Source organism: Bilifractor sp. LCP19S3_H10 (genome assembly GCF_052119185.1).
Taxonomy (GTDB): Bacteria; Bacillota; Clostridia; order Lachnospirales; family Lachnospiraceae; genus Bilifractor.
The window spans coordinates 28471-44046 of sequence record NZ_JBQKFT010000002.1 but is presented as its reverse complement, the minus strand read 5'-3'; the positions used below and the strand labels follow the sequence as shown (position 1 = coordinate 44046).

Sequence of the window (15576 nt, the reverse complement as noted above, 5' to 3'; positions counted from 1 at the left end):
CGGTTCATCAGAGAAATTCGTGGATGAATTCGAGAATGTTTCCGGCAGTCGCGGAGGCCTCTGAATATTTCTCGGATGCCCGCTCTCCGCATTTTCCGTGAATGTAGACTCCGAGTGCGGCAGCGACACCGGTATAATCTCCGTGCTGCGCGGTCAGACCGGCAATGATTCCGGTCAGGACATCTCCGCTCCCGGCTGTGGAAAGTGCGCTGTTGCCGGACCGGTTCAGGAAGCAGCTGCCATTCGGGAGCGCTGTGATGGTTGCGGCGTCCTTCAGAACCACCGTATTGCGGACCTCCTCGGCAGCATGCCTTGCGATGCTGACGGCAGATGACTTGATATCCGAAGGTGCGATGCCGGTCAGACGGCTCATTTCACCAACGTGTGGTGTGAAAACGGAGGGAAAGCGGATTTCCCGAAGGAGGTCGCTGTGCGCCGCGATGAGATTCAGCGCGTCAGCGTCAAAAACTGCAGGTATTTTTCTTTCCTGATTCAGACGAAGGAATTCCCGCATAAGAGAAAGCGCCGTATCGCCGGTTCCAAGTCCGGGACCGATCAGTACAGTATCCGCCCATTTCATATCCGCTGCAAGCTGTGGAAAGTCTTTTGCACCATCCCGGTATGTGGAAATGAGAGCTTCCGGGAACATTGCGCAGATCGGAGTGCGGTTATTTTCTTCTGTAAAGATTTTCACCATTCCGACACCGGTCAGAAGTGCGGCCTTTGCGGAAAGATATGCCGCCCCGCAGATATTCCGTGATCCGGCGATGACGAGGATCTTCCGGAAGGTTCCCTTGTTTCCGGATTCATCACGCTTCGGGAGATAATCAAGATCACTGTGTTCGATGGTATACAGCTGGCAGGCTTTTGTGATCTTTCTGGAAAGCGGAATGCCGATTTGCTTTACCTTGACCTTTCCGGCACAGGCTGCTCCGGGATAGATGTAGAGCCCGGCCTTTCCGGTTGTGAAGGTGACGGTGAGATCCGCCCGGACAGCCGTCCCCATGATCATGCCGGAGTCGGTGTTGACACCGGACGGCATATCGACAGCGGCGACAGGAAGCTCGGAATGATTGATCCGGTCAATGAGTTCGGCATAGATTCCGGTGATGTCACGCTTGAGTCCGATTCCAAAGAGAGCGTCTATGATAAGAGAATAATCCTCCGGATGGAAATCCGCCAGCTCCTCGCCAGGCGTCCTGCGTGCGCGGATGACCGGAATCGGAAAACCCTCGATGATGTGAAGCTGCTGTTTCAGCTGTTCGCTGAATTTTTCCTCCGGTCCGGCAAGAAAAACCGTGCAGCTGTATCCTTCCTCGCAGAGAATGCGGGCAACGGCGACTCCGTCTCCGCCGTTGTTTCCCGTTCCGCAGACGACGAGGACCCGATCCATATCATACTGCCGTTTTTCAATTTCTGATGCACAGGCAAGTGCCGCCCGCTCCATGAGGACCATGGAAGGCATCCCCGCCGCGACAGCGCTTCGGTCTGCGTCCTGATGCTGCCTTGCACTCAAGATCAGTTTCATTCTGTATCCTCCCTTTCTGCTGAAGGACAGCGCAATTCATGAGATCCAATAACCGTTCTCTTCTCTGCCCCAATTTATGTGATCCGATAATGTTTCTCTTTTCTGTTCCAAAAAGAGCCCCCATCTACGCGAGGGGCTCTTGTATCGTCTTGTATCGGCAGGTGTCTACTTCTCTTCGAGTGTCTTGAGGTTGTAGGACAGCCGCATCAGACTTTCGGACAGATGAACATTCTGAACAGCCACATTCTTCGGCACCACAAGGTTCAGATCGGTGTGCGCAAAATTCCAGATGGCGTGAATGCCGTTCTCGATCAACATCTTGCTCACCTCAATGGCATACTCCTTCGGAAGCGTCAGCGTCGCGATTTCGACATCATTCTCCCGGAGAAAGGCCGGAATCTCTTCCGTCATACGGATTGGAACACCGCGGATGACCTTGCCCTTCAATTCGGGATTATTGTCGAAGAGCCCGATGATACGGAAACTGTTCTTCTCAAAGTTCGTGTAATTCGCGAGAGCCTGTCCCAGATGCCCGACACCGATAATAATAATATTGTGTATGCGGTCCAGTCCGAGAATTTTGGCAATCTCCTCCCGAAGATACTGCACATTATAACCGTAGCCCTGCTGCCCGAAACCGCCGAAATTATTCAGATCCTGCCGGATCTGAGAGGCGGTCACCTTCATCTGCTGACTGAGTTCACCGGAAGAAATCCGCTCAACGCCGGCCTCCTGCAGTTCACCGAGATACCGGTAATAACGGGGCAGCCTCTTGATAACGGCTTTCGAAATCTCTTTCTGACTCATATAAGAAAACCTCCTTGAAGCTACTACCATTATATGTAATTGTCTAATTTTTGTCAAAGTATTTCTCTTTTTCCTGCCGCCCTTGCTTTGTCGGTTTTTTTCGGTATAATTGGAAGGTAAATGCTCCGCCAGAGAGGCGGCGGGGCGCAAACAGGAAAAGCTACGAATGTGTGAGGTGGACAGATATGATTCTCTCCTGTCAGAATATCAGCAAGACATTTGGATCAGAGGAAATCCTGAAGGATATTTCCTTTCATATTGAAGAAAGGGACAAGGCCGCTCTGATCGGTGTGAACGGAGCGGGCAAATCGACGCTGCTCCGGATCATTACCGGGGCTCTCAGCCCGGACACCGGAGAAGTCACCGTCACGCACGGCAAGACCATGGGATATCTGGCACAGTACCAGGACATGGAATCAGACGAGACGATCTACCAGGAGGTCCGGAAGGCAAAGCAGGACATCCTTGATATGGAGCAGCGCCTGCGGGAGATGGAGCGCCGGATGGACACGGTCACGGGCGAAGAGGCCGTTTCGCTGATGAATCGCTATACAGAGCTGATGCATGAGTTTGAGCTTCAGAACGGATATGCGGCGGAGAGCGAGATCACAGGCGTCCTGAAGGGACTCGGATTTGAGGAAAAAGATTTTGACCGCCGTCTGGGCTCCCTCTCCGGCGGTCAGAAGACACGGGTCGTTCTGGGAAAGCTCCTGCTGACAAAGCCGGATATCCTGCTTCTCGATGAGCCGACCAACCACCTGGATCTCTCCTCCATCGAGTGGCTGGAGAATTTTCTTATCAATTATCCGGGAACTGTGCTCATCGTCTCTCATGACCGGTATTTCCTGAACCGCATCGTCACGCGGGTTATCGAGATCGAAAACGGAAGATCCATGAGCTTCGAGGGAAACTACAACGAATACAGCCGGAAGAAATCGATCGTGCGCAAGGCACAGTACAACGCGTGGGCGAAGCAGCAGGCTGAAATCCGTCATCAGGAAGCGGTCATCACGAAGCTGAAACAGTTTAACCGGGAGAAGTCCATCAAGCGCGCGGAATCCAGAGAAAAAATGCTCGATAAAATGGAGGTACTGGAAAAACCGCAGGAAGTCAGCGCGGATATGCGCATTGAGCTGAAGCCGAGGACGGAAAGCGGCAAGGATGTGCTCACTGTGACCGGTCTGTCCAAGTCTTTTCCGGGGCTCCTTCTCTTCCGGAATCAGTCCTTTGAGATCAAGCGTGGAGAACGGGTCGCAATCATCGGTGACAACGGAACCGGAAAGTCCACGATTCTGAAGATGATCAACGGCCTTCTGACACCGGATGAGGGAAAAATCGCACTCGGTTCCAAGGTCCATATCGGGTATTACGATCAGGAGCAGCAGCTGCTTGACCCGGAGAAGACGATTTTTCAGCAGATCGCAGACGACTACCCCTCTCTGACCGAAACAGAGATCCGCAATGTCCTCGCTGCCTTCCTGTTTACCGGCGATGATGTGTACAAAAAGATCTCTTCGATCAGCGGCGGCGAGCGCGGGCGTGTATCCCTGGCAAGACTGATGCTCTCGGAGGCAAATTTTCTGATTCTGGACGAGCCGACGAACCACCTGGACATCATCTCCAAGGAGATACTGGAAGATGCCCTGAATGAGTATACCGGAACGGTGCTCTATGTGAGCCACGACCGTTATTTCATCAATCAGACGGCGACCCGCATTCTGGAGCTGACCAATCATACTCTGGTCAACTATATCGGCAACTACGATTATTACATGGAGAAAAAAGAAGAGCTGACGCGTGCCTATGCTTCCTCTCCCGCGTCTGACGGCGCGGGAGGAAAGAATTCCGGCGCGGCAGGGACAGCGTCTCTCTCCTCTTCCGGCTCCGAATCAGGAGTCTGCGGATCAGCGCCGGCCGGACAGACCGCCGCAGATGGAAATCCTGCGGCAGCCACGGATTCCTCCGGCTCCGGAAAACTGGACTGGAAAGCACAGAAGGAAGAACAGGCGAGACTTCGGAAAAAGGAAAACCGGATCCGTAAAATTGAAGAGGAAATCGAGAAACTGGAGGCGAGGAACAAGGAAATCGACGAAGAATTTCTGAAACCGGAGACCGGAACGGACCTGCAGAAATGCCAGGAGCTCGCGAAGGAACAGAACGCGAACAACGACAGGCTTCAGGAACTCTATGAAGACTGGGAGACAGCTTCCGACGAAGAATGACCGGAATGAATCCTATAATGGCCGGAATGAAAATATGATTGTAAAATACAGGAACAGCCGCTGTGCAGAGCTCTGCACAGCGGCTGTTCCTGTATTTTCCGTGTAAGTATTTACAGCATGGAGTCCAGTGTGTCGCGGATGGCGAGGATGAAATCCTCGGAATTCAGCGTCTTCACATTCGGAAGTGTTGTGATTCTCGCGAGATCTCCGGTCATTTTTCCGGACTCAATGGTGGTGATGGTGGCCTTCTCAAGCTTATCCGCAAAATCAACAAGCTCCGGGAGCTTGTCCAGCTCTCCCCGTTTGCGAAGAGCGCCGCTCCATGCGAAGATAGTGGCTACGGAGTTCGTCGAAGTCTCCTCGCCGCGCAGATGCTTGTAATAATGTCTCTGAACGGTTCCGTGAGCAGCCTCGTACTCAAAATATCCGTGCGGGGATACCAGAACAGAGGTCATCATCGCGAGGGAACCGAAGGCGGAGGACAGCATATCACTCATGACATCTCCGTCGTAGTTTTTGCAGGCCCAGATGAATCCGCCCTCCGATTTCATGATTCGGGCAACCGCGTCATCGATCAGTGTATAGAAGTAGGTGATGCCGCAGGCCTCAAATTTTTCCTTGTAGTCGTTGTCATAGATCTCCTGGAAGATATCCTTGAAGCGGTGATCATAGGTCTTGGAAATCGTGTCCTTTGTGGCAAACCAGAGATCTTCCTTTCTGGAGAGGGCAAAATCAAAGCAGCTTCTGGCAAAGCTGGTGATGGAATCATCCAGGTTATGTGTGCCCTGTACGACACCCGGTCCGTCAAACTTGTGAACCAGCTCTGTCTTCGTGATTTCACCGTCGTCGGAGGTATACACCAGTTCAACCTTACCTGCCTTCGGAACACGGATCTCTACGTTGCGGTAGACATCTCCGTAAGCGTGACGGGCGATGGTGATCGGCTTTTTCCAGCAGCGGACTACCGGTTCAATTCCCTTTACGATAATCGGTGTGCGGAACACGGTGCCGTCCAGCATGGCACGGATGGTTCCGTTCGGGCTCTTCCACATCTCCTTGAGATTGTATTCCTTCACGCGCGCGGCATTCGGCGTGATGGTCGCGCATTTTACGGCGACGCCGTATTTTTTTGTCGCCTCAGCGGAATCTCTGGTGACCTGGTCGTTCGTCTCATCGCGGTGCTTCAGCCCGAGGTCATAGTACTCGGTCTTGAGATCGATATACGGAGTGAGCAGATCATCTTTGATCATCTGCCACAGGATCCGGGTCATCTCATCTCCGTCCATTTCAACGAGAGGCGTCTTCATCTGAATTTTTCCCATTATTTTGTACCTGCCTTCTATTTCGGATTCTTTCGCGATATTCTGCGGGGTGCATCCTGCGCGTTCCGTTTACACGGCATGTCGCGGGATGCGTATTCTGTGCGTTCAGTTCATGCGGTATCCGGATAGATGCGTGCGCTGAATCCGGTTTCGCATCCCTCTTGCCTGTGTCTGTGCTGGAATCATCGTCCATGAAGATTCCTGACGGATCCTTCGTTATTACATGGACTTGATACGATCAATCGCCTCCACGGTCTTCTCATAGGTGCCGAATGCCGTCAGACGGAAGAAGTGTTCGCCGCTCGGACCGAATCCGGAACCTGGTGTTCCGACGACATGAACATCTTCGAGAAGATGATCGAAGAAATCCCAGGAGGTCATGTTGTCCGGGGTCTTGAGCCAGATGTACGGAGCGTTCACTCCGCCGTATACAGTGTATCCGGCATCCTTCAGTCCGTCATAGATGACACGGGCGTTTTTCTGATAATAGCTCACCTGTGCGCGGATTTCCTTCTGCCCTTCCGGTGTGAAGACGACTGCGCCGGCCTTCTGAATGATGTAGGGAGCGCCGTTGTACTTGGTGCCGTGGCGTCTTGCCCAGAGATCGTGGAGAGAAACGCCGTCCGCGTCACGGAGATCCTTCGGAACAACGGTGAAGCCGAGACGTACGCCGGTGAAACCGGCATTTTTGGAGAAACTGCGGATTTCGATGGCACAGGTCCTCGCTCCCTCACACTCATAGATCGAATGGGGAACATCCTTCTCTGTAATGTATGCCTCATAGGCGGCATCGTAGAGGATGACGGCTCCGATCCGGTTTGCGTAATCCACCCACTCCTGAAGCTGATCCTTGCTGATGGTCATTCCGGTCGGGTTGTTCGGATAGCAGAGGTAGATGATATCCGGATTTTCCTTCGGAAATTCCGGTGTGAAATTGTTGGCTTCGGTACAGGGCATATAGATGAAATTGGAGTATCTCTGCTCGGAAGGAATCCACTCGCCGGAGCGGCCTGCCATGACGTTGGAATCCACATATACCGGGTAAACCGGATCGCAGACGGCAACCTTCGCGTCCTCACTGAAAATCTCCTGAATGTTTCCGGAATCGCTCTTGGCTCCGTCCGACACAAAGATTTCATCCGCGCTGATCTCGCATCCTCTTCCCTTGTACTCATCAGCAATCGCGTCCCGGAGGAAAGCATATCCGAGATCCGGAGCGTAACCGTGGAAGGTCTCCTTTTTGCCCATTTCATCTACAGCCTTGTGAAGCTCGTCGATAATGACCGGAGCAAGAGGCTGTGTGACATCGCCGATCCCGAGACGGATGATATTCGCGTCCGGGTTGGCCTCGGTATAAGCCGCGACCTTCTTCGCGATGGTGGAAAAAAGATAGCTTCCCTGAAGTCGGAGGTAATTCTGATTTGCTTTAAACATCGGTTATTTCTCCTCTCTGTATTTTAATGCGGCGGCTACAAATCCGCGGAACAGCGGATGCGGGCGGTTCGGACGGCTCTTGAACTCAGGATGTGCCTGGGTTCCGATATAGAACGGATGATTCTCTTTCTTAAGCTCGATCATTTCCACAATGTGGCCGTCCGGTGAAATACCGGAGAGCACCATGCCGGCGTCCGTGAGCGGCTTGCGGTAGTCGTTATTGACCTCATATCTGTGTCTGTGACGCTCGTGAATCAGGCTGGATCCATACAGCTCTCTCGCAATGGTGCCTTCCTTCAGCTCACAGGGGTAGGAACCGAGTCTTAAGGTGCCGCCAAGATCCGTGACATCATTCTGATCGGGCATAAGGGCGATCACCGGATGCATGGTGTCAGGATCAAGCTCAATGCTGTGGGCGTCGTGATATCCGCACATATTCCTTGCGTATTCGATAATCGCAACCTGCATTCCGAGACAGAGACCGAGGTAGGGAATCTTGTGTGTCCGTGCATACTCTGCGGCAGCAATCATTCCGTCAACGCCTCTGCCGCCGAAACCGCCGGGAACAATGACGCCGTCTACATCACCAAGAACCTCAGCCACATTGTCCCGGTTCAGCTTCTCGGAGTCGACCCAGGTCAGATCTACCTCCGCGCTGTTCTTGATTCCGCCGTGCTTTAACGCCTCGACAACGCTCAGATAAGCGTCATGAAGGGCAATGTACTTCCCGACTAGGGCTATGGTGACGTGGTGCTTCAGATTCCGGAGGGACTCTACCATATCGGTCCAGTCGGAGAGATCCGGCTCCGGGTCTGAGAGATGCAGACATTCAAGCACAACGTCGGCCAGATTCTCCTTCTCCATGGCAAGCGGTGCCTCATAGAGATATTCCACGTCCAGATTCTGAAGAACATGGCTGCTCGGAACGTTACAGAACAGGGCAATCTTGTCCTTGAGACCCTGACTGAGCGGGTACTCGGAACGGCATACCAGAATATCCGGCATGATTCCAATGCTCTGCAGAGCCTTTACAGAAGTCTGCGTCGGCTTGGTCTTCAGCTCTCCGGAAGCCTTCAGATAAGGAATCAGGGTGACATGGATCATGATGGCGTTTTCATGGCCGATATCATGCTGGAACTGACGGATCGCCTCAAGGAACGGCTGGCTCTCGATATCGCCGACCGTGCCGCCGACCTCGATGATGGCGATCTTCTCTTCATCCTCTGTCTTCGCGCGGTAGAACCGGCTTTTGATCTCATTGGTGATATGGGGAATAACCTGAACCGTACCGCCGCCGTAATCGCCGTGGCGTTCCTTCTGCAGAACGGTGGAATATACCTTACCGGTGGTCACGTTGGAATTGTGATCAAGGTTCTCGTCGATAAAGCGCTCATAATGCCCCAGATCAAGATCGGTTTCTGTTCCGTCGTCGGTGACGAAAACCTCACCGTGCTGGATCGGGTTCATGGTTCCCGGATCCACATTGATGTAGGGATCAAACTTCTGCATGGTGACACTGTAGCCTCTGGCCTTCAGAAGCCTTCCCAGTGAAGCAGCCGTAATTCCCTTTCCAAGGCCGGATACAACGCCGCCGGTTACAAATACATATTTAACAGACATTCACTCCTCCTCCTGCCGGGCATGCGTGCCGCAGCGTGTATATGGTTGCGCCCTTTCCCGCGAAGCCAGTAATATTTATGGCGCCGCCTGCAGCAGGGCTGTTTATTGATCGATTGGACGGTATCAGACACCTCGCCTATGCTCAGCTGCCTTCAAAGGCATCGCGGATCTCATGGTCAGGAACCTCCATGGGATAGTTGCTGTCAAAACATGCCTTACAGATCGGAAGGTCGCCCACCATGTCCTGAAGCTCGCTGATCTGCATATATCCCAGCGAATCAGCTCCGATGCGCCGGCGGATTTCCTCTGTGGAATTCTGCGAAGCAATCAGCTGCTTGTTGGACGGCACGTCAACACCGAAATAGCAGGGATGAAGAAATGGCGGTGAACTGATCCGCACATGAACCTCCGTCGCTCCGCATTTCTTCATGGTGTGAATCAGATTGGTGATTGTGGTGCCGCGGACAATCGAGTCATCTACGAGCACGACTCTTTTCCCCTTGACAACGGACTTTATGACGCTCAGCTTGATCTTAACACTGGATTCACGCTCATCCTGACTGGGCTTTATAAACGTCCGGCCGACATAGCTGTTCTTGTGAAAAGCGATGCCGAATGGAATGCCGGATTCCATCGCGTAGCCCTGCGCGGCTGCAAGTCCGGAATCAGGTACGCCGACAACGATATCTGCCTCTACGGGGTAGGTCTTTGCGAGAGATGCGCCCCCGCGGATTCTCGCGTCATAGACGGCGATGCCGTCAATCTTTGAATCGAGACGGGCAAAATAGATATACTCGAAGATACAGCGCGCCTGCTTCTCTCTCGGAATGACACAATCCATGAACTCTGAATGAATCTCTCCGTTCTTATCGATGGTGACGATCTCGCCCGGCTTCACGTCGCGGATAAATTCCGCGTCAATGGAATGAAGAGCGCAGCTCTCGGAGGCAAGAATGTAAGCCCTGTCTCTCTTTCCGATACACAGCGGACGCAGTCCCCACGGATCCCGGACACCGATCAGCTTGCGCGGACTCATCATGACAAGCGCGTAAGCTCCTCTGAGCTGTGTCACCGCTTTTTTGACCGCGATTTCAATGCTCGGCGTTTTGACGCGTTCCCTGGCGATGCAGTAGGCAATGACCTCGGAATCAATGGTTGTGTGAAAAATCGCGCCGGTGTTCTCCATTTTTTCCCGAAGCTCATAGGCATTTACAAGGTTTCCGTTGTGTGCCAGAGCAAGAGAACCCTTGATGTAATTCAGGACAAGCGGCTGTGCGTTGTTCACGTTGAGCGCGCCGGAAGTGGAATAACGGACATGGCCGACACCGATGTTTCCCTTCAGATTCTGAAGCTCATCTCCCTTAAATACCTCGTTCAGAAGCCCCAGTCCGCGGTAGGAATTCACGCGTCCTTTCGGCCCGTTGGTATTGGACACCGCAATGCCGCAGGATTCCTGTCCGCGGTGCTGCAGAGCTTCCAGACCAAAATAGATGGTCCTGCTGACATCTCCGCCGTCCGGATCATAGATTCCGAACACACCGCACTCCTCTTTTAAGCCGGATTCATAATTTGTCATCAGCTTCCTCCAGTTTCTGCTGTGTGAAAAATGAATAGCAAAAATAAAACCACTCTATTATACTACATATTCTCTGCGGAGTAATCGCACAAGTTCGCTAAAATGCAAAAATGGATTAACCGAAAGAAAAGCATATTTTACAAACGAAAAACTCACCCTCCGCCGGGGAAGGAAAGATCCCCCACAGACAGTGAGTCAGAACTTATGGAGCGACTCCCAGACAGGAAAGCGCGAGATTCAGGGATTCTCTCACCGCCTGTCTGCGTACCTCGTTTCTGGATCCTGTGAAATTGTATTTTCTGACCTCGCATCTGCCGTCAAAACAGCAGCCGAGATAGACAAGACCTGCCGGAAATTCCTCTGTTCCGCCCGGACCGGCCACACCGGTAGCGGAAAGGCAGAGATCCGCTTTGGCCGTTCTGGCACCGCCCTTTGCCATCTGGCGGCACACCTGCGGGGAAACCGCCGTGTATTTGCGCAGGGTCTTCTTTTTCACTCCCACGAGCTTGTGCTTCGCCTCGTCGCAGTACGTGATAAAAGCCTCCTTCAGTACATCCGATGCGCCGGGCACATCGATGATTCCGGAAGCAATGCCTCCTCCGGTACAGGACTCCACCGTTGTGATCAGAAGCCTGCGCTCCCGGAGAACTGCCACCAGTCTCTCCGCAGCGGAAGAATATCCGGTATCCTCCATATTATCTGTGGAAATACTATCTGTATTATCCGTGAAAACAGTGTCTGTATTGTCCATGGAAAGATTATCCGTATTATCCGCGGAAATACTATCTGTATTATCCGTCGAAACATTATCCATACCCCTAGAGGATTTTTTTTTCGTAACAGCATCATCAAGATGATTCATACCGGGATTTCTCAGGCCTCCTCTACAGTCCGCTCTTCTTTCTAAGAGACAGAATAATCTCTCATAAACGACACAGAATGATCTCTTATTAATGACACAGCTCTTATTAATGACACAGAATTATTTCTGATTGCCGAGTACCGCCTTGTTCTTGATCAGATAATCCAGAAGCGAAATCACAGTGAGAACAGTCGCGATGACAATCAATACGATCTCAAACGGTCTCCAGGAAGGAACATTCAGCAGAAGCACGATAATCATAACCATCTGCGAGATTGTCTTCGCCTTGCCCCAGTAGCTGGCGGCTATGACAATGCCGTTGTCCGCGGCAATCAGACGGAAACCGCTGATGATAAACTCCCTTGCGATGATGATGACCACGACAAATGCAGGAATCTCACCGGATCCGGCAAACAGAATAAGAGCCGTGCAGACCAGAAGCTTGTCCGCCAGAGGATCCATGAACTTTCCAAAATCCGTGATCAGGTTATATTTTCTGGCAATGTAGCCGTCGGCAGTATCTGTCAGACTGGCCGCGATGAAGATAATCAAAGCGATATATCTGGCCCAGTTCTGAGGAAGATACATAAAGATCACGAAGAAAGGAATCATGACCATTCGAAGACAGGTCAGCTTGTTGGGTAAATTCATATTGTTTTCCTCCCTCATCCCTCTGATTTGCTCAGAAGATCCATGGTATCCTCGTCGATCAGTTCACCAATCAGATCATATTCGAGAGCGCCGGTCACGGTCGCTTTCACAAAATCACCGGTATTCAGCGTTTCCGGAGTCTGAATGAAGATCAATCCGTCAATGTTCGGCGTATCCGCGTAGGTGCGTCCGACATAGGCGTTTTCATCGCTCATGTAGCCCTCGATGAAGACATCCAGCGTGCGGCCGATCATATTTTCATTCCGCTGCTTTGATACTTCCTGCTGCAGGGTAAGGAGACGGTCCTGTCTGTCCTTCCTGATTTCTTCATCGATCTGACCGTCAAACGATGCGGCAGGTGTTCCTTCCTCTTGTGAGTACGTGAAGACGCCGAGACGGTCAAATTTCATCTCGCGGATAAAGTCACAGACCTCCTCATGCTGTTCCTCGGTCTCTCCGGGAAAACCGGTGATCAGAGTGGTCCTGAGCGCAATGTCCGGAATCTCGCGGCGGAGATTTTCAATGATCCGCACCAGATCATCATGGCTTGTCCTGCGCCCCATCCGCTTCAGAATCTCGTCATTGGAATGCTGAATCGGAAGATCGAGATAATGACAGACCTTAGGAAGGGTCTTCATCGCCTGTATCATCTCCGGGTAGATCTCTTCCGGATAGCAGTACAGAATCCGGATCCAGCGGATTCCGTCAATTTCAGAAAGCTTCTCTAGCAGGATGTGAAGAGACTTCTTTCCATACAGATCGATTCCGTACCGGGTCGTCTCCTGCGCCACGAGAATCAGTTCCCTCACTCCGTCCTCCGCGAGCTGACGCGCCTCCCGGATCAGATCCTCCATGGGAACACTCCGGTAGGGACCCCGCATTCCCGGGATCGCGCAGTAGGTGCAGTGCTTGTCACAGCCCTCGGCGATTTTCAGGTATTCATAGAAGCCTCCGGTTGTCATGATCCGTTTATCCGCGTCTTCCGGAATCCCGTTCAGGGGCTCCAGGATCGACGGCCGTATCCCGTTTCCGACCTGAAGAATCGCATCCTCGATCTTGTTGTAGCTGTTCGTTCCGATGATCGCGTCAACCTCGGGGATCTCGTCCAGAACCTCCTGACGGTAGCGCTCCGCCATGCATCCGGTGACAATCAGCGCGGTGCAGCGACCCTCGGTCTTATACCTGGCCATATCCAGGATCGTCTGAATGCTCTCTTCCTTTGCGGAATCGATAAAGCAGCAGGTATTGATAATGATAATATCCGCCTCGGTCTCGTCGTCCGTCATCTCGTAGCCATGACCGGCAAGCTTGCCGAGCATACGCTCGGAATCCACAAGATTCTTGTCGCAGCCAAGAGAGATAAATAAAATCTTCATTGAATTATTCGGCTGCGTCATCATCTTCCTCTTCATGCGGGAGAATATTAACCTTTCCCTCATAGAGCTCATCCACAGCTATGGAGAGCGGCTTTCTCTCTTTTCCGTTCCGGTCAACAGCCGCAACCTTCGGCTCTGCACCGTCAATCAGCTGACGCGCGCGCTTGGAGGTTGCAAGGACGATGGAATAACGGCTTGTGACAAGCGGCGCTTCCTCCTGATCCTGACCCTTGTTAATCTTCTCAATCATTTCCACATAGGAAGGATGTATCATTTTCTGTGCTCCTCTCTCTCTTTCAGCTCTCCGCGGATCTCGCGGATAAAATCTCTCTGATGATTGGTCTGCAGATGCTGCGACTGAATCAGCAGATGCAGCTGATCAACACATTTTTCAACGGTATCATTCACCAGAATATAATCATAATGTTCCATGCTCTCAGCTTCCTCGACCGCCCGGGCCATCCGCTGCTGAATTACTTCCTGCGTTTCCGTCCCTCTGTCGGTGAGCCGTCTCTCCAGCTCTTCGGCGCTCGGAGGCGTTACGAAAATCAGCACGGTATCAGGCCGTTTTTTCTTAACCTTCAGAGCACCCTGAATCTCGATCTCCAGGATGACATCCTTTCCAAGGTTCAGCTGCTCATCCACATATGCCGCCGGTGTTCCATAGGAATGGTTTACATAGCGCGCATACTCCAGAAATTCATCATTTCTGATCATCCGTGAAAATTCTTCCTCGGTCTTGTAGAAGTAGTCAACGCCGTCCCTCTCGCCCGGTCTCGGGCTTCTGGTTGTCGCCGACACAGAAAGCGCGTAATTATCATATTTCTCCAGGAGCCTCTTCATCAGAGTTCCCTTCCCGGATCCGGAAAAACCGGAAAGAATCACCAGTATTCCCTTGCTCATGCCAGATCATCGGTCCTTTCATCAGATATATCATTGGAAAAATCACTGCCGGCGTTGAAACGGCGCGTTATCGTTTCGGGCTGCAGAGCGGACAGAAGAATCCTGCCGTCCTCCAGAACCAGAACCGCCTTGGTTTTGCGTCCCTGACTCGCGTCAATCAGAAGCCCGTTATCCCGGGCGTGTGACACCATGCGCTTGATCGGCGCTGCCACCGGACTCGCGACGGCAAGAACCTTGTCGGTATTCACCGCGTTTCCAAAGCCGATATTGATCAAACGTGCCATTAAACACCTCCGTGCCCTGCATTTTCAGGCTTCTTGCATTATATCCTTGCAGTACAAAAAAAACAACAGAAAGATATAAGCATCCGCGCCATGTTCCGGGAGATCACTCCACGTTCTGCACCTGTTCGCGGATCTTTTCGATACCGGTCTTCAGATCCACACCAGTATTCGAGGTTTCCAGATCGTTTGCCTTCGATAGGATGGTATTCGCCTCCCGGTTCATCTCCTGTGCCAGAAAATCGAGCTTTCTCCCGATTCCGGTTCCGAGGATAAGCGTGTCCCGCATATTCTGGATGTGACTCTTCAAACGGACTGTTTCCTCATCGGTGCAGATCTTATCCGCAAACAGAACCACTTCTGCCGCGATGCGGCTTTCATCGATCTGGGAATCCTCAAGCAGATCTTTGGTTTTCTCTTCCAGACGATTGCGGTATTCCGCGATAATCATGGGTTCCCGTTCAATGACCTTGTCCACATCCGCTTCCAGCTCATCGAGCTTGGACAGAAGATCTCTGCGGAGATTCTCCCCCTCCAGATTGCGGGAATGCCGGAAGTTCTCCGCTGCCTCCCGGATGACGTTCTCCAGATCCTTCCAGAGTTCATCCTCGTCCATCTCCTGCTCTTCCATTGTCAGAACATCGGGAAGATTCATCATCTTTGAGACCGTGAGATCATTCGGAATCGAGAAGTCTCTCTCGATCTCCTCCGCAAAGTTCATATACTGCTTTGCAAGCTCCGGGTGGTACTTCAGAGTTGCGTTGCCCTCTGTGAAATCCTCATAGGTGATAAAAATATCGATCTTGCCCCTCTGCGCGTATTCCTTGATCAGTGTGCGGATCTTCGATTCAAATGCGCTGAACTTTTTCGGGGCTTTGACATTGAGTTCGAGAAAGCGATGATTGACCGATTTCAGCTCGACACTGATTTTCCATCGGTCATTCTGGGCTTCCGCCCGGCCAAAGCCGGTCATGCTGTAAATTTTTTCGGACAT

The 15576-nt window shown here is 52.1% G+C and carries 14 protein-coding genes; 1 reads left to right on the top strand and 13 read right to left on the bottom strand.

What is annotated here, in order from left to right:
* Window positions 1-7 precede the first annotated feature (7 nt).
* Entirely contained in the window at window positions 8-1528 is a 1521-nt protein-coding gene (locus ACTQZS_RS02075; RefSeq protein ID WP_441474353.1) for an NAD(P)H-hydrate dehydratase, read from the bottom strand.
* Window positions 1529-1693: 165 nt separating this feature from the next.
* Window positions 1694-2335: a redox-sensing transcriptional repressor Rex gene (locus ACTQZS_RS02070; RefSeq protein WP_441474352.1), complete on the bottom strand. Its 642-nt coding sequence runs from the start codon at window positions 2333-2335 to the stop codon at window positions 1694-1696.
* Between the two features lie 185 nt (window positions 2336-2520).
* On the opposite strand from ACTQZS_RS02070, the gene ACTQZS_RS02065 reads away from it, so the two are divergent.
* Window positions 2521-4557, top strand: a complete 2037-nt coding sequence (locus ACTQZS_RS02065; protein WP_441474351.1) for an ABC-F family ATP-binding cassette domain-containing protein — start codon at window positions 2521-2523, stop codon at window positions 4555-4557.
* A gap of 110 nt (window positions 4558-4667) precedes the next feature.
* On the opposite strand, the gene ACTQZS_RS02060 is transcribed toward ACTQZS_RS02065, so the two are convergent.
* The 11 genes from ACTQZS_RS02060 to ACTQZS_RS02010 form a co-directional block, all read right to left on the bottom strand.
* On the bottom strand, window positions 4668-5879 hold the full coding sequence (locus tag ACTQZS_RS02060; protein WP_441474350.1) for an NADP-dependent isocitrate dehydrogenase: 1212 nt from the start codon (window positions 5877-5879) through the stop codon (window positions 4668-4670).
* 219 nt (window positions 5880-6098) lie between these two features.
* Complete coding sequence (locus tag ACTQZS_RS02055; protein ID WP_441474349.1) at window positions 6099-7313, bottom strand: LL-diaminopimelate aminotransferase; 1215 nt, start codon at window positions 7311-7313, stop codon at window positions 6099-6101.
* A 3-nt stretch (window positions 7314-7316) separates the two neighbouring features.
* The gene (locus ACTQZS_RS02050) at window positions 7317-8933 is read right to left on the bottom strand and encodes a CTP synthase (RefSeq protein WP_441474348.1); all 1617 of its coding nucleotides are present in this window, start codon (window positions 8931-8933) and stop codon (window positions 7317-7319) included.
* Between the two features lie 142 nt (window positions 8934-9075).
* Window positions 9076-10509, bottom strand: a complete 1434-nt coding sequence (gene purF, locus ACTQZS_RS02045; RefSeq protein WP_441474347.1) for an amidophosphoribosyltransferase — start codon at window positions 10507-10509, stop codon at window positions 9076-9078.
* Window positions 10510-10711: 202 nt separating this feature from the next.
* Entirely contained in the window at window positions 10712-11371 is a 660-nt protein-coding gene (locus ACTQZS_RS02040) for a CinA family protein (protein ID WP_441474346.1), read from the bottom strand.
* Window positions 11372-11491: 120 nt separating this feature from the next.
* Window positions 11492-12022 carry a CDP-diacylglycerol--glycerol-3-phosphate 3-phosphatidyltransferase gene (pgsA, locus tag ACTQZS_RS02035; protein WP_441474345.1) on the bottom strand — a complete coding sequence of 177 codons (531 nt, stop codon included), beginning with the start codon at window positions 12020-12022 and terminating at the stop codon, window positions 11492-11494.
* A gap of 14 nt (window positions 12023-12036) precedes the next feature.
* On the bottom strand, window positions 12037-13398 hold the full coding sequence (gene rimO / locus ACTQZS_RS02030) for a 30S ribosomal protein S12 methylthiotransferase RimO (RefSeq protein WP_441474344.1): 1362 nt from the start codon (window positions 13396-13398) through the stop codon (window positions 12037-12039).
* 4 nt (window positions 13399-13402) lie between these two features.
* Window positions 13403-13672 (bottom strand): DNA-directed RNA polymerase subunit omega, encoded by a 270-nt coding sequence (rpoZ, locus tag ACTQZS_RS02025; RefSeq protein ID WP_441100066.1) that lies wholly within the window; start codon window positions 13670-13672, stop codon window positions 13403-13405.
* Window positions 13669-14301 carry a guanylate kinase gene (gene gmk, locus ACTQZS_RS02020; RefSeq protein WP_441474343.1) on the bottom strand — a complete coding sequence of 211 codons (633 nt, stop codon included), beginning with the start codon at window positions 14299-14301 and terminating at the stop codon, window positions 13669-13671. The genes rpoZ and gmk overlap by 4 nt, the downstream gene beginning before the upstream one ends.
* The gene (locus ACTQZS_RS02015) at window positions 14298-14585 is read right to left on the bottom strand and encodes a DUF370 domain-containing protein (protein ID WP_441474342.1); all 288 of its coding nucleotides are present in this window, start codon (window positions 14583-14585) and stop codon (window positions 14298-14300) included. The genes gmk and ACTQZS_RS02015 overlap by 4 nt, the downstream gene beginning before the upstream one ends.
* 103 nt (window positions 14586-14688) lie before the next feature.
* Window positions 14689-15576 carry a YicC/YloC family endoribonuclease gene (locus ACTQZS_RS02010; protein ID WP_441474341.1) on the bottom strand — a complete coding sequence of 296 codons (888 nt, stop codon included), beginning with the start codon at window positions 15574-15576 and terminating at the stop codon, window positions 14689-14691.